This is a genomic window from Kitasatospora sp. NPDC059817, from assembly GCF_042731835.1.
Taxonomy (GTDB): Bacteria; Actinomycetota; Actinomycetes; order Streptomycetales; family Streptomycetaceae; genus Kitasatospora.
Map to the genome: position 1 here is coordinate 1 of NZ_JBHWIR010000154.1, position 18,736 is coordinate 18,736.

Here is an 18,736-nt window from a genome sequence, read left to right on the forward strand (position 1 = left end):
CGTTCGGGATGTCCGGGGACAGCGAGTCGTGGGGGGCCCGCGGGGGGGTCGCGCGCCCCGCGCGGGGGCGGGCGGGGCGGCCCCCCCCGTCCCGGGCGCCTGCTCAGACCTCCCGGCCGAGCCAGGCGGCCAGCCGGGTGTGCACGTCGGCGTCCGGGGCGACCGGCCGCACCTCGCCGAACGGGACCGCCCCGCCGCGGTGCTCGGCCGACAGGACGGCCTGGGCGACGGCCAGCGCGGCGTGCGCCAGCGCGTCGTCCAGCGGCTGCCGGGAGCCGAGCGCCCGGGAGATGTCCCAGGTGTGCGCGACCGTCTCCATCAGGTAGCCGCCGACCGCGATCCGGCCGGGCACCACGCCCCAGGGCGCGTGGGCCGGGCGGTCCAGCGCGGCGTCGTCCGCCCAGGCCGCGGCGGCCCGGGCGCGGGCCCGGTCCAGCGCGCCCGGCCAGGCGTCGTCCGCCAGGTCCCCGGTGGCGGCGACGACGTCCTCGGCCCGGCCGCCCTCGCCCAGGTAAGCGAACCGGTGGATGCCGCCGACCACGTGGCTCAGCAGCTCCCGCAGCGCGAACGCGCTGCACGGGGTGGGCCGGTCGAGGGCGTCCGGGGTGATCTCGGCGAACAGCTTCTCCAACTGGCCGAGGGCGAGCAGGTACTGCGGGCGGGCGTCCTGGACGGAGTTCACGTGGAATCAGCTCCCTGGGGTGGTGCGGGCTTTCGGGCTCGAACGGCAATCTCCCAGTAAAACCTGACAACCGCCGTCAGGATTGCTGGGATTCTGCTGCCATGAAGGCCGACCGCCTGCTCTCCATCCTGCTCCTGCTCCAGACCCGAGGCCGGGTGCCCGCCACCGAACTGGCCGGGCGCCTGGAGGTGTCCGTCCGCACCATCTACCGCGACGTGGAGTCGCTCTCCGCCGCCGGCGTGCCGGTGTTCACCGAACGCGGCCGCCACGGCGGCATCAGCCTGCTGCCCGGCTACCGCACCGACGTCACCGGACTGACCGCGGACGAGGCCCGGGCGCTGTTCGTGCTCTCCGCCCAGGGCGCGCACAGCGACCTCGGGCTGGACGGCGCGCTCGGCTCGGCGCTGCGCAAGGTGATGGCCGCGCTGCCGGCCCCGCACCGCCCGGCCGCCGAGCGGATCACCGAGCGGATCCTGGTCGACCCGGCCCGCTGGCTGCAGAGCGGCCCGGCGGCCGGCGCCGCGGCCGGCCCCGAACTGGGCGAGCTGCAGTACGCGGTGTTCGCCGACCGGCGGCTGCGGCTGAGCTACCGGCACAGCGGCACGCCGGCGCCGGTGGAGTACACCGTGGACCCGTACGGGCTGGTGAGCAAGGCCGCGGTCTGGTACCTGGTGGCCGATCTGCACGGCGAGCCCCGGCTGTTCCGGGCCGACCGGGTGCTGGCCGCCGAGACCACCGACGAGGCGGTGCGCCGCCGCGCCGGGGTGGGGCTCGGGGACGCCTGGGCGGTGCTGCGCGAGCAGGTGGAGCGGCTGCCGAAGGAGCTGCCGGTCCGGGTGCGGGTGCGGCGCGGGCGGCTGGACATGTTCGTCCGCATCCACGGCGGCCGGGTCACCGCGCCGCCGCCGGAGGCGGGCGCCGGGCCGGCCGAGGAGTGGGTCGAGGTGGCGATGGTCTTCCCGGCGCCGGCGGCCGTCCGTGCGCTGCTCGCCTTCGGCGCGGACGTCGAGGTGCTGGCCCCGCTCGCGGCCCGCCGCGAGCTGGCCCGGGCGGCGGCGGACGCCCTGCGGCTGTACCAGGACCAGTGATCCGCCGGACAGACCCTAGGAGTTCGGGGCGGGGCGGACGACGTCCTGGTAGTGGCCGAGCGAGATCGCCGCGAAGTTGTGCAGGCTGTCGGTGCCCTCGGTGAAGTAGCCGTTGTGGCCGGCCGCTCGGGCCGAGGAGATCTGCTCGGCGCCGAAGCCGCCGGCGGTCGGGTCGGCGCCGTGGCCGAGGCCGCCGACCTCCAGGTACGGGACGTTGCCGATCCAGTCGGTGGGGTTGCGGGTGGCCCAGACGTGCACGCCGGTGCCCAGCTCGCTGGTGCTCTGCACGCCCATGCCGGGGCTGCCGAACACCATCAGGTCGGTGATCCCGGAGGTGTCGGAGGGCGAGGCGGCCGCGCGCGGGATCTCGGGGGCGGCGTTGCCGCAGACCACGGAGCCGTACGAGTGGCAGAGCAGGGCCGGGGGTGCGTCCGGCCGGGTGGTCTCCTTGAGCCCGGCGAGCAGCCGCTGCAGCCGGGGCGCGCCGACGTCGGCGAGCCGGGAGGTGACGGCGTCCGGGCCGAGGCCGGACGGGGTGACGTAGCCGGTCCAGGCGATCACCGCGGTGCGGGTGTTCGGCGCCTGCCGCTGCTCCTCGGTGTGCAGGGCGCGGGCCATGCCGGCCGGGGAACGCAGCGGTTCGGGGGCCTGGTCGAAGTGGCCGAGGTCGGCGTCCGAGCCGGGGACGACGACGGAGATCCGCTCGGCGTCGGCGAGGTCGCCCCACACCTCGGTGATCAGGCCGCGGCCGCGCGGGTCGAAGGCGAGGATCTGCCGGTCGGGGCCGAGCAGGTGCTCGACGTCGTTGGCGCGGGAGACGGCCAGCTCGCGGGTGTCGGCGTCGAGCTTGTGGTCGGCGGCGCGGGCCCGGGCGCTGTCGCGTTCGGCGGCCAGCGCGATCTTGTTGGCGCGGTAGCGCAGGTCCAGCGGGGCGCCGTCGAAGTTGCCGACGACCAGCGGGTAGTCCCGGATCAGCCGGTCCAGCTCGGTGGGGGCGAGCGAGGCGAAGAACGCGGCGGCAGCGGCCGGGGTGGTGGTGGCCGGGTCGGGCAGGGTGCGGTCGAAGCTGTGGTCCTGGACCCAGGCGGCGCTGCCGGCCGGGGGTGTGGAGATCGCCAGCTGCTCGGTGGAGGCGGCCGCCTGGGCCGCCGCGGCGCCGGCGTCGGCGAGCACGGCACAGCCCGCGAACGCCCCGATCAGTACCCGCTTCCAGCGCCGACGGTTGCGCACCGCACCAACTCCCTTAGGGCCCGTCACCGTTTCTCGGGCGGTGCCCGGAGGTGCGATGAGACTGCCTGCTTCCCTGCGCAAGCGTAGGGTGCCCGGAGAGGTGACGCGCCCGCCCAAACTGTGGGATGGCTCACATGAACCGGCGGTGTCGTTTCAGCGTCACAGAGTGGCCCGCACGTCGAATTCGCGCACCATCCGCTTGGGCGCCGTGCGCCGCCAGGCCTCGACGACGAGGTCGCGCAGCTCCTCCGGATCGACCAGGTCCAGCTGGACGCTCACCCAGCCGTGCCGCCCGACGTACGGCGCGCTGGAGAACACCTCGGGCTCGGCGGCGAGCAGTTCGGCCTGGTCCTCGGGGGAGGCCTTGACGGTGACGGAACGGCCCCCGGGCGCGCCCATCGCGAAGATCCGGCCGCGGATCCGCAGGGTCTCGATGTCCCAGGTCGGCTCCTGTGCGGCCTCCGGCAGGGCGAGCGCCATCGCGCGGAACTCCTCGAACGTCACCATGCCCGCAGCGTAGGGCAGGGGACCGACAGCGCGCCCCCCGGTGCACGCGGGGCGCACCGGGGGGCGGGTGGCCCGGGCCGGGCGGGTCAGAGCAGCGAGGACCAGGCGTCGCAGGAACGGTCGCCGGAGACCAGCCGGTCCGGGTGGCCGCTGCCGTCGGCGATCGAGATCCGGCGGTAGCTCTGGCCGGAGAAGCACCAGAACTCGCTCCGGCCGCCGACCCGCTGGCAGTCCGGGACGGGCAGGAAGCAGTCCACCCGGCTCAGGCCGTTCAGCGAGCCCCACTGGGAGAGTTCGCGGTCGGTGCGCTCGCACACGTCGGTGTGCGCGGCGCCGTCGGCCACCGAGATCAGCCGGTAGCGCTGGCGGCCGCCGGTGGTGTGGAACGCCCAGTACCAGCTCTTGCCGCCGACCCGCTGCTGGTCGGGGACGGGCAGGAAGCAGTCCATCCGGTCGACGCCGCCCAGCGAGTTCCAGGCGCCGAGGTCGCGGTCCTGGCGCTCCACGGCGCTGGTCGTGGATCCGCCGCCGCAGGTGATCGAGACGGCCCGGTACTGCTGGCGGCCGGCGGTGCTGTGGAACACCCAGTACCAGCTCTTGCCGTCCGGGTTCTGGAGGTCGGGCATCGGCAGGACGCAGTCGACCCGCCCGACGCCCTGCAGACACGTCCAGGCCGTCAGCCCGGTGTCGCCGTCGACCATACGGTCGGTGTGGGAGGAGCCGTCGGCCACCGAGATCCGGCGGCACCGGTCGGCGTGGAACACCCAGTACTGGCTCTGGCCGCCCCTGCGCTGCTGGTCCGGCACGGCGAGGAACTCGTCGCAGGGGTACGCCTTGCCGGAGGCGGCCTGGCCGCCGCCACCCTGCTGGGTCTGCCCGGTGGTCTGGCCGGATCCGCCGGTGAGCCGCCCGTCGCAGAGCGCCTTCAGGGTGCTGACGGACGGCATGAAGGCGTACACCGAGCCGGTGGTCCGGACGAACTGCTGGAAGCTCAGCAGGGTGTGCTTGACCGTGCCGTCCGGATCCCGGCTCTCGAAGTCGACGTCCGGGGCCTCCTGGGTGACCGGGTCCTTGCCGGGCACCGGGTTGCGCTTGGGCGGGAAGTCCGGCTGGTCCATCCAGTCGGCCTGGATGAACTCGAACTGCCGGGCGATGTCCGCCTGGTAGCAGATGAACAGCAGGCCGCGCGGGTCGTCGGGGCCGCCCGGGCCCTCCGAGGCCGGGTCGAACGGCGAGCCGTACGGGGTGCCGCGGCGCATGATCCGACGGCCGTCGAGGGCGTTCGGGTCGAACGGCGGGTGGCTCGGGTCCTCCTGGAGGGCGGCGCGCGGGCTGGTCTTGCGCAGGTGCGACCAGAGCGGCGTGACCAGGCCCTCCAGGTCGTCCCGGAAGTCGAAGTCGTTGTCGTTGGACGAGGTCGGGTCGTTCGGGGTGTCCCGGTCCTGGTGCTTGCAGACCGGGGCGCCGGAGCGCCAGCGGCCGACCATCCGGGCGGCCAGCCACTCGGTGGTGGCGTTGTCCGGAACGGCCTTGGCGAGTCGCAGCTCCTGGAGCTTGACCGAGACCTGCGACCACCAGCCGGGGACGTCCTGGGCGAGCCGGCGGACCACCTGGAAGGAGCCGTTGCGCGTCCAGTCCGGGTACTGGTCCTTGGGGAAGCTGAACGGGTCGTTGTCCTCGCCGCAGATGAACTCGCCGGCCGGGATGATCCGGGTGCCCCGGTGGCCCTCGACCTCGTCCGGGTTGTTCGGGTCAGGCCGGTCGAAGAAGCGCACGCCGGGCTCGCTGATGCCGTCCTTGAAACCGAAGTGCTCCTTGCCGCGGCGGCTGCCCAGCAGGGTCTGGGCGTTCTGCTGGTAGGCGATCAGGACCCGGGCCTCGGCGGCCGCGATGCGCTGGGCCTCGATGGCCGCCTGGAGGTCCTTCTCGCTGTCCGCGGAGATCTTCAGCAGCGCGTGGACCGGCTGGTTCCTGCCGTTGCCGAACAGCCAGTTCTCCGGGGAGTTGTCGCCGCTGTCGCCGAGTGCGCCGGCCCGCTGCGCCGAGCCCTCCTTGAACGCCTCCAGGCCGCTGCCGATCGGCGGGGCCTGCGCGAACGGGTCGGTGGCGGAGAGCATCCGCATGCCCTCGTAGGTGAAGCTGACGCCCAGCCAGGTGGCCGTCAGCGACTTGGGGTCGTCGCCGCCGGAGGCGCTCCTGGCCTCGCTGAACGCATCGTTGAACGTGGCGACCTGGCGGGTGGTGGCGATCTGCGGGACCAGCCGGCGCAGCCAGTCGCGGGCGCGCGCCGCGTCCTCGAACTTGAGGAACAGGACGCTGACGTTGTCCTTCCGGAAGCCGGCCAGGATGTCGCCCTGGATCTCGTCGCTCTGGCGCAGCCGCAGGTCGGTGGCCGTGGGGGTGCTCATGGGTGGGTCTTTCCTTCGCTGGGGGGGGCGGTTCGGGGATCAGGCCGAGGAGCTGAGCTGGACCCACTGCGCGACGCTGGGCACGCCCTGGTCGTTGAGCAGGAAGAGCATGTACCAGCCGGGCGGCGCGGCCTTGGCGTCCGGCGGGGCCTGGAACTCCAGCCGGTTGCCGGCCCGGCTGGTGAGCCGCAGCTCGATGTGGCGCTGGCTGGTGTTGACCGAGTGGGTCGAGGTGGTCGGCGCCAGCAGGACGGCCTTGGCGGCGAGCCCCGGGGTGGTGCTGGTGACGGTGAACTTCTTGTCGTAGCCGACCGGGGTGGTCGGCGCCCGGTCCAGCTGGGGCCGGTTGCCCTGGTTCAGGTAGGCGGGCTCGTAGATCTCGATGGTGCCGTTCATGGTGACGGGCCCCGTCGTGCCGGGGATGCCGCTCACCGTGCCGTTGACGTCCGGGTTGTTGGCGAGCTGCTGGAGCTCGTCGCCGGTCACCATCACGCGCCCGTCGGGCAGGACCACGGCGTTGGAGTGGTAGCCGCGCGGGAGCCGCTGGACCGGGCCGAGCTTCCAGTTGCCCTGGTCGTCGCGCAGTTCGACCTGGCGGTACTTGAGGTCGGCGTTGGGGTTGTACGGGCCGTTGCCGTAGTCGCGGATGTCGTACGCGCCGTTGACGGTCATCAGCCGGCCGTTGGGCAGCAGGAGGGTGTCGTCCTGGGTGCGGCCGAAGGCGCGGGACTTCTCGGCGGTCCAACTGCCGTTGGAGAAGCGCAGGGTGCTCGGGTTGTCGCGGTCGCCGCCGAGGATCAGGGCGGAGTCCGGGCCGTTGACGCCGCCGGGCAGCATGACGGCGGAGCCGTAGTTGCGCGGGCGGCCGTCCGGGCGGGCGGTGAGGTCGCTGCGGGACTCGGCGACCGGGTCGAACCTCCACTGCTCGGTGGGCTGGCGGCCGAAGCCGTAGACGTTGCCGTCGTTGAGCGAGAACAGGTGCGGGTAGTCCGTGGTGAACGGGGCGTCGGCCTTGAAGCGCTCCACGGGGGTGTTCTTCGGGGTGTCGTTCTTGCCCTGGGGGACGGGGAAGCCCTTGGCGGGGAAGCGCTCGACCACCGGGGTCGGGGTGCCGTGGCCGAGTTCGGACTGGCCGGACATGATCAGCTGCCGGCCGTCGGCGCCGGTCACCACCGAGGGGTACCAGCGGCCGACCGACATGTCGGGGTTGCGGGTCCAGGTCTCGGTCCACGGGTCGAAGACCAGCGACAGCTTGGCGCCGGTGCCGCCGTTGCCGCCGAGGTTCCCGCCGAAGACGCCGAGCATGCCGTTGGGCAGGAAGGAGTGGCCGGAGCAGAAGAACGGCACCGGGCGGGGCTCGTTGAGGCCGTCCGGCATGTCGGAGACCGGCGGGGTGACCTGCTTGAAGGCGTCCTTGCCGGTGCCCTTGGCCGGGTCCCAGAGGAAGGCCCGGCCGGCGTTCTCCTTGCCGGTGGTCTGGGTGGGGGCGGGTTCCTTCTCCGGGTTGGACTCGATCCGCTCGAAGGAGAACAGCAGCACCTTGCCGGTCGGCAGCAGCGCGACGTGGTCGCCGAAGTCGGGGGAGGAGAAGTACTCCTTGAACGTGCCGAACACCGCCGGGTCGAAGCCGGCGTTGGTGCTGGCCTGGGAGGCCGTCAGCGCGTTGTACCGGTTGGTGCGGGTGGTCTGCGGGTAGTCGCCGATGCCGCGGATGGCGGCGCGGGCCCGGGCGTGCTCCTCGGCGTGCTCGGGGCCGAGCGCGGCGACCTCGTCGTCCCGCATCTCGGCCATCACCCGGGGGGAGGCGATGTGCGGGGTGAGGTCGTTCTGGCCGGGGGTGGCCGGGCCGCCGTGGGCGGCGGCCGGGCCGACGGCGGCGAGCAGGGTGCCGGTGGTCACCGCGCAGACCACGGCGGTGGCCGACAGCCGGCGGCGGGCCCGGCGCCGTGGCTGCGGTGCGGACGGGGACATGGATCTCCTCGGGGAGGGGGTGGGCGGGGAGGGTGGCGAATGCGGACGGACGGGCCGTGGGCGGGCGCGGTCCAGCGATGGTCGCCGACCGTCACAGGAGATCACAGTGCGTGGTGGTTCGCATGCGGATGCATTCGCTGCGGACCCCCGCGACGGGCGGCCCCGGAGTGGCCGTGGATCGGTCCCGGAACGGCCGGGGGGGGGGGGGGCGGCGGGGCGCGCGGTGCGGGGGGTGTGGTGCGCGCCCCGCCGGCGGGTCGCGGGGCTCCCGGTCGCGCCCCCCCCCCTCCGGTGCCTCACTCTCCGGCGCAGGTCACACCATGCCCAGCGCGTACGCGGCGAACAGCGCCGCACCCGCCGCGGCCAGCGCCTTCCCGGCCCGGGAGAAGGCCGTCCACGGCCCGTCGAACCGCCGGGTGAACCACCCGATCGCCACCAGCACGGCCCCGAACAGCGGAAGCAGCGCCACCCGGGCGGCCACCCAGCCGATCGAGTCCGGCGCGGTGGTCAGCCCCGGCACGGCGCCCAGGCCGGCCGCGCCGGGCACCGCCACCGCGAGCATCGCGCTCTGGTGCCAGCAGAAGATCGTCATCGCCGAGAGGTTGACCGCCACCACCGGCAGCCACAGCAGCGGACGGCGGGTCAGCAGCCGGCCCAGCCGATCCCGCAGCAGCACCGCGGCGCCGCACTGCGTCGCCGCCAGGGCCAGCACCAGCAGGGACGGCGGGTGCGAGTTGGTCCGCTCCATCCCGGGCACCCCGACCATGCTGGCCGGGTAGTGGAACGCCAGCAGCAGCGTGGCGAACAGCGCGCCGCCGCCGACCAGCAGCACCCGGGCCACCGGGCGGCCGAGCCGGCCCTGCGCCCACAGCACGCCCAGCTGGTAGCCGAACAGCCAGCCCGGCAGGATGTTCAACAGCCCGACCCAGGACGGCACCGCCTCCGCCCACGGCCCGTACCGCAGCAGGTCGACGGCGGCGACGGCGGCCACCAGGACGCCCGCCGACCAGCCGCCCAGCCGGCGCCCGGCCGCCACGCACAGCGGGGTGAGCGCGGTCAGCCCCAGGTAGACCGCGATGTACCAGAGCGGCTGCACCACCAGCGTCGCGCCGGTCCGCACGGTGTCCCCGGGGACGCCGAGCGCGGGCAGCAGCGCGATCAGCAGCGCCCAGACGGCCGTCACCCCCAGCACCGGGCGCAGCAGCCGCACCGACCGGCCGCGCAGCCAGCCCAGGTACGTCACGCCCTTGGCCCGGGCCCGCTCCAGCGACTGGACCGAGGAGTGGCCGCCGACCAGGAAGAACACCCCGAGCATCTGGAGCACCCAGCTGATCGGGGCGAGGCCGCCGAGCGAGGAGAGCGGGCTCGCGTTGTGCAGGGCGCCGTCGGCGGAGAGCGTGAAGCCGCCGAGCAGCCAGTGCCCGACCGGTACGGCGAGCAGGGCGAGGGCGCGCAGCCCGTCCAGGGCGCGGTCGCGGGTCTCGGGGGTGCGGGCGTCGACCTGGTGGGCGGCGCGGCGCAGGGCGGTCAGCGGGTGGGCCATGGCGGTGCTCCTTTCGGTGAGGCGGTCAGCGGTCGAGGCCGAGGGCGATGGCGGCGAAGGCGGTGAGCGAGGCGGTGCCGGGGGCGAAGTAGCCGGCGTGGCCCTCGGATCCGGTGGCGGGCAGCGGGTGGGCGCCGAAGCCGGGGGCGGTCGGGTCGGCGCCGTGGCCGAGGCCGAGCACCGAGACGTAGGGGACCCGGCCGATCCAGTCGGAGTCGTTGCGGGCGGTGGCCCAGAGCGGGACGCGCGGGTCGAGGGCGGCGGCCGAGCCGACGCCCATCCCGGGCGAGCCGAGGACGACCACGCCGGAGGCCTGGTCGGGCCCGGGGCGGGCCAGCCCGCAGACCACCGAGCCGTAGCTGTGGCAGAACACCGTGGCCGGGGCCTGCGGGCGGGTGGTGACGGCGAGTCCGTCGAGCAGCCGGGTGAGCCGCGTGGCCCCGGCCCGGGCCAGGTCCTCGGTGGCGGCGCCCAGGCCGATCCCGACCGGGGTGGTGTAGCCGGTCCAGGCGATCACGGCGCTCTGCCGGTCGGTGGCCCGGTGGAGCGAGCGGGCCATGCCGGCGGGGGTGCCGTACGAGCCGGGGGAGCGGTCGAAGTTCTCCAGGTCGTTGTCCGAGCCGGGGACGACGACGGCGGTGTGGCGGGCGGTGGCGAGGTCGCCGAAGACCTCGGCGACCTCGCCGCGATCGCGCGGGTCGAAGACGAGGATCCGGCGGTCGCCGTCCAGCAGGGCGCGGTAGCGCTCGGCGCGGGTGCGGGCCTGCTCGTGGTCCTGCGGGGTGAGCGCAGGGTCGGTGGCCCGGGCGAGTTCGCGGCCGAGCTCCGCGGTGAGGGCCAGGGTGTTGGCCCGGTACCGGAGTTGGACCGGGGCGCCGTCCAGGTTGCCGACCACCAGCGGGTGCCGGACGGCCAGCGCGTCCTGCTGCGCGGGCGTCAACTCGGCGAAGAACGCGGCGACTTCGGCCGGGGTGGCGGTGGCCGGGTCGGGCGGGTGGAGGCCGAGCGCGGTGTCGGCCACCCAGGCTGCGCTGCCCGGCGGCGGGCCGGTGACGGCCTGTTGGGCGTCCGTGGAGAAGCCGCCGAGACCGAGCACCGCGGCCAGCATCACCGTACTGGCCGCGATGGCTCTCTTGACCCGAAACTTCCCCATGTCCGGCCCCTCCCTGATCCGTTCGACTTCGACGGAAAGGAAGGTAGAAATGCGACGGCCCCGCGGACGTCACACCGCGGGGCCAACTCCCGGGTGCTACCGGGGTACTACTCGGGGTATCGCTCGGGGTACCACGGGGGGTGTCTCCGGACCGGAGCCGTCGGGCTGGACCCGCCGAGGGTCACCGGACCGGCGTCACTGGCCGGGCGTCACGAGGCCGGACTCGTAGGCGAGGACGACGGCCTGGGCGCGGTCGCGCAGGTCGAGCTTGGCGAGGATGCGCCCGATGTGGGTCTTGACGGTCTGCTCGGCCAGGACCAGCCGGCCGGCTATCTCCTGGTTGGACAGGCCGCGGGCGATCAGCTCCAGCACCTCGGTCTCACGCGGGGTGAGGCCGTTGAGCCGCAGTTTGGGGTCGCGCCGCCGGGCCGGCCGGTTGCGGGCGAAGTCCTCGATCAGCCGGCGGGTCACCGAGGGGGCGAGCAGCGCCTCGCCGGCCGAGACCACCCGGACCGCGGAGATCAGGTCGGCCGGCGGGGCGTCCTTGAGCAGGAAGCCGCTGGCCCCGGCGCGCAGCGCCTCGTACACGTAGTCGTCCACGTCGAAGGTGGTCAGCATCATCACCTTGGGCCGGTGCGCGCCGGGGACGGCGGGGTCGAGCAGTCGGCGGGCGGCCTCCAGGCCGTCCATGACGGGCATGCGGACGTCCATCAGCACCAGGTCCGGGTGGGTGCGGCCGCTCACCTCCAGGGCCTGCGCGCCGTCGGCCGCGTCCCCCACCACGTCGATGTCGCTCTGGGCGTTGAGCAGGGCGGCGAAGCCGGCCCGCACCATGGCCTGGTCGTCGACGATGATCACGCGGATGGTCATGCGGGCTTCTCCCGGGGGGTTTCGAGGGGCAGGACGGCGGCGACCTTGTAGCCGCCGTCCGGCATCGGGCCGGTCTCCAGCCTGCCACCGACCAGCCGGGCGCGTTCCCGCATTCCGATCAGTCCCTGTCCGGTGCCCTCCATGGAGGCCTCCAGCGACTCGGTGTGCTGGGGCGGGGGCGTGTTCACCACGGTCAGCAGCAGGGTGGCGCCCTCGTCGACCAGGGATATCCGGGCCCGCGAGCCGGGCGCGTGGCGCACCACGTTGGCCAGCGCCTCCTGCACGATCCGGTACGCGGACAGGGCGACCGCCTTCGGCACCGCCTCGGCCAGCCCCGGATCCACCGTCAGTTCGGCCGGGACCCCGGCCCGTCCCACCGTCTCGATCAGCTGCGGCAGTTGCTCGATCCCGGGCTGCGGCACCTTCTCGGCGGCGGACTCCTCGCTGCGCAGCACGCCCAGCAGTCGGCGCATCTCGGTCAGCGACTCGCGGGCGGTGCCGGCGATGGCGGTGAACTCCTCGGTGGCCGCGGCCGGTACGCCGGTGATCCGGTACGGCGCGCTGGCCGCCTGCACGGCGATCACCGACATGTGGTGGGCGACCACGTCGTGCAGTTCCCTCGCGATCCGGGCGCGCTCCTCCAGCAGGGTGCGCCGCTCGCGTTCGGCCTCACTGATGTGCTCCTGTTCGGCGAGCAGCCGGCGGGCCTCGGCGCGGTCCTGGACGGCCCAGCCGAGCAGCAGGGCGGCGCCGCCGAGGGCGACCAGCAGCATGGTGGTGCCGTCGTCGGCGTGCGGGAAGCCGAGCGTGGTGGTGAGGAGGGTGAGCAGGATCGTGGCGATCCAGACCGCGATCAGGGTGGCCCGGCTCTCCCGCAGCGCGAGCGCGATCAGCAGGAAGACGTACGCCAGGATCATCGGCGCCGTCCACGGCCAGGTGCCGCCGAGCTGGTGGTGCCGGGCGGTGATGGAGGCCGTGGTGACGAGGGTGGCCGCGCTGATCCACCAGGCGGCCAGCGGCCGGGTGATGGCGAGCAGCAGCGGCGCGGTCTGGGCGATGGTGAGCGCGCCGGCGATGGGCACGGCGACGCCGTAGAAGTCGACCAGGGCGACGATCCCGGTGGGGATCAGCGAGGCCTGCATGATCAGCGCGACGACGTACGGCAGTCGGCGCAGCCAGGCCCGGGGCGAGTCCCCGAGCAGCGGGGTGGACCCGCCGGTCGGGGTGGTGAGGTGGTGCCGGAGCGAGCGGAGCAGCCGGAGGGCCTGCGCGCGGACTTCGGTCGTGGTGATCGTCTTCATCGCGGGCCAGCCTAAGAGGGTGCCGACCGCCCGTCGTCGCACTGGGGTCGAACATCGGAGTGCTACCGGAGTAGGGGGTGCTACCCGGGTACTACTGCTCCCGGCACGGTTCCGGGGCCGGGAGCGGTGCCCGCGGTACTACTGCGGGCCGGTACTACTGCGGGCCGGTATTGCTGCGGGCCGGTACTACCGCGTGGCCGGTGCTACTGCGGGCCGGTGCGCCAGTGGCCGGCCAGGGCCGGGCCGAGCTGGTCGAAGTGGCGCTCGATGACGGCGACCATGCCCTCGGGCCCGGCGGGCTCCTGGTCGGGGGTCCAGGACAGGTGGGCGGCGCGCAGCACGCTGCCGAAGACGGCGGCGAGCACGGTGGGCCGCAGGTCCTCGGCCGGGTCGAGGCCCTCGCGTTCGGCGATTACCCGGACGACCACCCGTTCCTGCTCGGTGACCCGGCGCAGGTGGGTGGCGAGCAGGGTGGGGGTCTCCTCGATCATCCGCATCAGTTCGAGGGCGGTGGTGATCGAGCGGGGGCCGCTGCGGTGTTCGGCGCCGAGTTCGCGCCAGGACTGGACGATCGCGGCGCGCAGGGCCTGGAGCGGGGACTCGTGGGCCGGGCGGCGGCACAGGCACTCGATGAAGTAGTCCTCGGCGTCGGCCATCACGGCGAGCGCGACCTCGTCCTTGTTGGCGAAGTAGCGGAAGAAGGTGCGCTGGGAGACCTCGACGGCGGAGGCGATCTCGTCGACGGTGGTGCGGGCGAAGCCCTGGCCGAGGAAGAGCACGTGGGCGGCCTGGACGAGGGCGTCCCTGGTCTGCTGCTTCTTGCGCTCGCGAAGCCCTGGCAGCCGTTCGGGGGTGCCCGGGGCGGCGGTGGGGGTGGGGGTGCGAGCGGCCATGGCGGGGCCTTCCGAGCGCGTGCGGGCGGGGTGAGGAGCACAACCTTAGCGCTCTGACAAATGTCAGCCAGAGCCAGAAGTCAGTGTTTGCCGAATGTCAGTGGCTGACATAATCTGCCGGAAGTGGCGCTCGCCGACCGGGCACTCGTGGGGACGGGTGGGTCGCGGCGCCACGCCCACGTTCCGTTCTCTGCCATGCCCCCGGAGGGCCCCAGATGAGCCAGTCCGTCGTCAAGAACGCCAAGGCGGACGTCCCGCCGCAGCGCACGCCACCGGGCGGGGGAGGGCTCAAGGGGCACCCCTGGCTGACCCTGCTGACCGTCGCGGTCGGCGTGATGATGGTCGCCCTGGACGGCACGATCGTCGCCATCGCCAACCCCGTCATCCAGGCGGACCTGAAGGCCGCGCCCTCCGAGATCCAGTGGGTGACCAGCGGCTACCTGCTGGCCCTGGCGGTCTTCCTGATCACGGCCGGCAAGATCGGCGACCGGTTCGGCCACAAGAACACCTTCCTGGTCGGCGCCGTCGGCTTCGCCGCCACCTCGGCCGCGATCGGCTTCGCCGGCAACATCCAGACCGTGATCGCCTTCCGGGTGCTCCAGGGCCTGTTCGGCGCGCTGCTCCAGCCGGCCGCGCTCGGCCTGCTGCGCGGCGCCTTCCCGGCCGAGAAGCTCAACATGGCGATCGGCATCTGGGGCGGTGTGATCGGCGCCTCCACCGCGGCCGGCCCGATCGTCGGCGGCCTGCTGGTCGAGCACGTCAACTGGGAGTCGGTCTTCTTCATCAACATCCCGGTCGGCCTGATCGCGCTCGGCCTCGGCCTGTGGATCCTCAAGGACGTACGGGCCGAGAAGGCCGCCAAGTCCTTCGACCTGCCCGGGATCGCGCTGCTCTCGGTGGCGATGTTCGCGCTGGTCTTCGGCATCATCAAGGCCCCCGAGTGGGGCTGGGGCGACGCCCGCACGCTGCTGTTCCTGGGCGGCGCGGTGGTCCTGATGGTGCTCTTCGCGTTCTGGCAGGCCCGGGCGAAGGAGCCGCTGATCCCGCTCAGCCTGTTCCGTTCGGTGCCGCTGTCGGCGGGCACCCTGCTGATGGTGCTGATGGCCTTCGCGTTCTTCGGCGCGATCTTCTTCGTGACCTTCTACTTGCAGAACGTGCACGGGATGTCGCCGGTGTCCGCCGGCGTCCACCTGCTGCCGATGACCGGCATGATGATCATCGGTTCGCCGGTGGCGGGCATCGCGATCGGCAAGCTCGGCCCGCGGATCCCGATCGTGGCCGGCATGCTGATCACCACCACCGCGATGTTCGGCATGTCCACCCTGGACGCGGGCTCCGGCACCGGCGTGATGTCGCTCTGGTTCGTCCTGATGGGCCTCGGCATCAGCCCGGTCATGGTCGGCGCCACCGAGGTGATCGTCGGCAACGCCCCGCTGGAGCTGTCCGGTGTGGCCGGCGGCCTCCAGCAGGCCGCGATGCAGGTCGGCGGCAGCCTCGGCACCGCGGTGCTCGGCGCGCTGATGGCGGCCAAGGTCGGGGACGTGCTGCCCGGCAACTGGGCCAAGGCCGGCCTGCCGCCGGTCCAGGGCGCCGAGGCCGAGGGCCTCAAGCAGGCCGCGCAGCTCGGCATCGCCCCGCCGGCCCCGGCCGGCACCCCGCAGCAGGCGGTGGACGCGATGGCCGGGGCCGTGCACGACTCCTTCGTCAGCGGCATGTCGCTCGCCTTCGCGGTCGCCGCCGTGGTGGCCTTCGGCGCCGCGGTGCTCGGCCTGCTCACCCGCCGCGGCACCGTCGACGCGGGCCCGGCCGTCCACATCTGATCCCGCGCCACGTCTGATCCCCGCGCGACCAGCGGCCAGCGGCCAACGACCAGCGGCCCCGGACTCGACCGAGTCCGGGGCCGCTGCGTGCCCTCATCCGCCGCCGCGGGCCGGTGGGACCACCCGGGGGCAACCGGGTGCGCCCGGGTACGCCGAAGGGCCGGACCTCCGTGCTCGGAGGCCCGGCCCTTCAGGGTCTAGCGGGTGATCAGGCGTCGCCGCCGGCGGCGCCCGGGTCGGCCGCGGCCACGTCGAGCAGCTGGTAGCGGTCGATCGCGTCCTTCAGCGCGCTGCGGTCGACCTTGCCCTGCTTGGCGAGCTCGGTGAGCACCGCCAGGACGACCGACTGCGCGTCGATGTGGAAGAAGCGACGGGCCGCACCGCGGGTGTCGGCGAAGCCGAACCCGTCGGCGCCGAGCGACTGGTACTGACCGGGCACCCAGCGGGAGATCTGGTCCGGCACCGCGCGCATCCAGTCGGACACGGCGACGACCGGGCCCTCGGCACCCTGGAGCTTCTGGGTGACGTACGGCACGCGCTGCTGCTCCTCGGGGTGCAGCAGGTTGAACTCCTCGGCCTCCACCGCGTCGCGGCGCAGCTCGTTCCAGGAGGTCGCGGACCAGACGTCGGCCTTGACGTTCCATTCCTCGGCGAGGATGCGCTGGGCCTCCAGGGCCCACGGCACGGCCACGCCGGAGGCGAGGATCTGGGCCGGGATCTGGCCGGCGGTGCCCGGCGCGTACTTGTGCAGACCCTTGAGGATGCCCTCGACGTCCACGTTCTCGGGCTCGGCCGGCATCTTGATCGGCTCGTTGTAGACGGTCATGTAGTAGAACACGTCCTCGCCGTGCGGGTGCTCGGCACTGGTGCCGTACATCCGCCGCAGACCGTCCTGGACGATGTGCGCGATCTCGAAGCCGTACGCCGGGTCGTACGCGACGACGCCGGGGTTGGTCGAGGCCAGCAGCTGCGAGTGGCCGTCGGCGTGCTGGAGGCCCTCGCCGGTCAGCGTGGTGCGGCCGGCGGTGGCGCCGATCACGAAGCCGCGGGCCAGCTGGTCGGCCATCTGCCAGAACTGGTCGCCGGTGCGCTGGAACCCGAACATCGAGTAGAAGACGTACACCGGGATCAGCGGCTCGCCGTGGGTGGCGTAGGAGGAGCCGGCGGCGATCAGCGAGGCGGTGCAGCCGGCCTCGGAGATGCCGTCGTGCAGCATCTGGCCGGTCGGCGACTCCTTGTAGGCCAGCAGCAGGTCGCGGTCGACCGACTCGTAGGTCTGGCCGAGCGGGTTGTAGATCTTCGCCGACGGGAAGAGCGAGTCCATGCCGAAGGTGCGGTACTCGTCGGGCGCGATCGGCACGAAGCGGTTGCCGATGCCCTTGTCCCGCATGAGGTCCTTGAGCACCCGGACGAACGCCATGGTGGTGGCGATGGTCTGGTTGCCGGAGCCCTTCTTGACCGCCTTGTACGCGTCGTCGCCGGGCAGTTCCAGCTGACGCGGGCGCACCTTGCGGGTCGGCACGTAGCCGCCCAGCTCGCTGCGGCGGTCGTGCATGTACTGGATCTCTTCCGAGTCGCGGCCCGGGTGGTAGTAGGGCGGGTAGCCCTCGTCGAGCTGCTTGTCGGTGATCGGCAGGTGCAGCCGGTCGCGGAAGCGCTTCAGGTCCTCGACCGTCAGCTTCTTCATCTGGTGGGTGGCGTTGCGGCCCTCGAAGTTGGGGCCGAGCGTCCAGCCCTTGACCGTCTGGGCGAGGATGACCGTCGGCTGGCCCTGGTGCTCGCGGGCCGCCTTGAACGCCGCGTAGATCTTCTTGTGGTCGTGGCCGCCGCGACCCAGGTGCTGGACCTGCTGGTCGGTCATGCTCTCGACCATCTTGCGCAGGCGCAGGTCGCTGCCGAAGAAGTGCTCGCGGATGTACTGGCCGGTCTCGGTGGCATAGGTCTGGAACTGGCCGTCCACCGTGGTGTTCAGCTTGTTGACCAGGACGCCGTCGCGGTCCTGCGCGAGCAGCGGGTCCCAGCTGCGGTCCCAGACCAGCTTGATCACGTTCCAGCCGGCGCCCCGGAACTGGGACTCCAGCTCCTGGATGATCTTGCCGTTGCCGCGGACCGGGCCGTCCAGGCGCTGCAGGTTGCAGTTGACCACGAAGGTCAGGTTGTCGAGGCCCTCGCGCGAGGCCAGCGACAGCTGGCCCAGCGACTCCGGCTCGTCCATCTCGCCATCGCCGAGGAAGGCGTAGACCTGCGAGTCGGAGGTGTCCTTGATCCCGCGGTGCTCCAGGTAGCGGTTCATCCGGGCCTGGTAGATCGCGCCGAGCGGGCCGAGGCCCATGGACACGGTCGGGAACTCCCAGAAGTCCGGCATCAGCCGCGGGTGCGGGTAGCTGGACAGGCCGTACGGGGCCTTCGACTTCTCCTGGCGGAACGCGTCGAGCTGCCGCTCGGACAGTCGGTCCAGCAGGAACGCGCGGGCGTAGATGCCGGGGGAGGCGTGGCCCTGGAAGAAGATCTGGTCGCCGGACTCGCCCTCGGCGTCCTTGCCGCGGAAGAAGTAGTTGAAGCCGACGTCGTACAGCGACGCGGAGGAGGCGAAGGTGGCGATGTGCCCGCCCACGCCGATGCCCGGGCGCTGCGCCCGGGAGACCATCACGGCCGCGTTCCAGCGGGTCGCGTTGAGGATCTTGCGCTCGATCTCCTCGTTGCCGGGGAAGAACGGCTCGTCCTTGGTCGCGATGGTGTTGACGTAGTCCGTGCTGCGCATCTCGGGCACGGCGACACGCTTCTCGCGGGCGCGCTCGATCAGGCGGAGCATCAGGTAGCGGGCGCGCTCGCGCCCCCGCTCGTCGATGGCCGCGTCAAGCGACTCCAGCCATTCCGCGGTCTCCTCGGGATCGAAGTCCGGGACCTGACTCGGAAGGCCGCCAATGATGATCGGGTTGCGATCGGATCCGGAAGCCACGCTGTTCCTTCACTGTCGGTCGAAACTGAGGTGTGTCGCGCCGCCTCCATCGTGCTACCGCGCTCGGAGATCCGTCATCTCTACCGATCGGTAACCGTTCCGCCTGGTGGGCGGGACGGTCTGGCGGTGCGCGGTCCGGGCGACTTCGCCCGCCCCGCACACCCCCGGGTGCTACGTACAGAGGTGGTCCGACCTGGTGTCCCGGGGGCCCCCAGGGGGGGGGGCGGGGGGGTGGGGCGAAAGGTTAAAAAACCCCGCGAGGCTTTAAAAAATAGTAGCTGGCCCCCCACAAACAAAATTTGTTATAAGGG

The 18,736-nt window shown here is 73.0% G+C and carries 13 protein-coding genes; 2 read left to right on the plus strand and 11 right to left on the minus strand.

Going from position 1 to position 18,736, the window contains the following annotated elements:
• Positions 1-103: 103 nt before the first annotated feature.
• Positions 104-682, minus strand: coding sequence for a TIGR03086 family metal-binding protein (locus ACFV61_RS26835; protein ID WP_380494343.1), 579 nt, complete (start codon positions 680-682; stop codon positions 104-106).
• A 101-nt stretch (positions 683-783) separates the two neighbouring features.
• On the opposite strand from ACFV61_RS26835, the gene ACFV61_RS26840 reads away from it, so the two are divergent.
• Positions 784-1,770, plus strand: coding sequence for a helix-turn-helix transcriptional regulator (locus ACFV61_RS26840; RefSeq protein ID WP_380494345.1), 987 nt, complete (start codon positions 784-786; stop codon positions 1,768-1,770).
• Between the two features lie 15 nt (positions 1,771-1,785).
• On the opposite strand, the gene ACFV61_RS26845 is transcribed toward ACFV61_RS26840, so the two are convergent.
• The 9 genes from ACFV61_RS26845 to ACFV61_RS26885 form a co-directional block, all read right to left on the minus strand.
• On the minus strand, positions 1,786-3,000 hold the full coding sequence (locus ACFV61_RS26845; RefSeq protein ID WP_244293345.1) for an alpha/beta hydrolase: 1,215 nt from the start codon (positions 2,998-3,000) through the stop codon (positions 1,786-1,788).
• A 159-nt stretch (positions 3,001-3,159) separates the two neighbouring features.
• A complete protein-coding gene (locus tag ACFV61_RS26850; protein ID WP_063347451.1) occupies positions 3,160-3,507 on the minus strand; it encodes an MmcQ/YjbR family DNA-binding protein in 348 nt (115 codons plus the stop codon).
• An 86-nt stretch (positions 3,508-3,593) separates the two neighbouring features.
• On the minus strand, positions 3,594-5,915 hold the full coding sequence (locus ACFV61_RS26855; protein WP_380494346.1) for a Dyp-type peroxidase: 2,322 nt from the start codon (positions 5,913-5,915) through the stop codon (positions 3,594-3,596).
• 39 nt (positions 5,916-5,954) lie between these two features.
• Positions 5,955-7,886 carry a galactose oxidase-like domain-containing protein gene (locus ACFV61_RS26860; protein WP_380494348.1) on the minus strand — a complete coding sequence of 644 codons (1,932 nt, stop codon included), beginning with the start codon at positions 7,884-7,886 and terminating at the stop codon, positions 5,955-5,957.
• 313 nt (positions 7,887-8,199) lie between these two features.
• Complete coding sequence (locus tag ACFV61_RS26865; protein WP_063347448.1) at positions 8,200-9,429, minus strand: acyltransferase; 1,230 nt, start codon at positions 9,427-9,429, stop codon at positions 8,200-8,202.
• A 25-nt stretch (positions 9,430-9,454) separates the two neighbouring features.
• Positions 9,455-10,582, minus strand: a complete 1,128-nt coding sequence (locus ACFV61_RS26870; protein WP_380494350.1) for an alpha/beta hydrolase — start codon at positions 10,580-10,582, stop codon at positions 9,455-9,457.
• A gap of 195 nt (positions 10,583-10,777) precedes the next feature.
• Complete coding sequence (locus tag ACFV61_RS26875; protein WP_063347446.1) at positions 10,778-11,452, minus strand: response regulator transcription factor; 675 nt, start codon at positions 11,450-11,452, stop codon at positions 10,778-10,780.
• Positions 11,449-12,753, minus strand: a complete 1,305-nt coding sequence (locus ACFV61_RS26880; protein ID WP_380480100.1) for a sensor histidine kinase — start codon at positions 12,751-12,753, stop codon at positions 11,449-11,451. Before ACFV61_RS26880 ends, ACFV61_RS26875 begins: the two co-directional genes overlap by 4 nt.
• A 203-nt stretch (positions 12,754-12,956) precedes the next feature.
• A complete protein-coding gene (locus ACFV61_RS26885) occupies positions 12,957-13,646 on the minus strand; it encodes a TetR family transcriptional regulator (protein WP_063347444.1) in 690 nt (229 codons plus the stop codon).
• Between the two features lie 215 nt (positions 13,647-13,861).
• Here ACFV61_RS26885 and ACFV61_RS26890 point away from each other — a divergent pair, with 215 nt between their 5' ends.
• Positions 13,862-15,466, plus strand: coding sequence for an MFS transporter (locus ACFV61_RS26890; protein WP_063347443.1), 1,605 nt, complete (start codon positions 13,862-13,864; stop codon positions 15,464-15,466).
• Between the two features lie 208 nt (positions 15,467-15,674).
• Here the strand turns inward: ACFV61_RS26890 and aceE are convergent, their stop codons facing one another.
• On the minus strand, positions 15,675-18,425 hold the full coding sequence (aceE, locus tag ACFV61_RS26895; RefSeq protein ID WP_380374941.1) for a pyruvate dehydrogenase (acetyl-transferring), homodimeric type: 2,751 nt from the start codon (positions 18,423-18,425) through the stop codon (positions 15,675-15,677).
• Between the last annotated feature and the right edge of the window lie 311 nt (positions 18,426-18,736).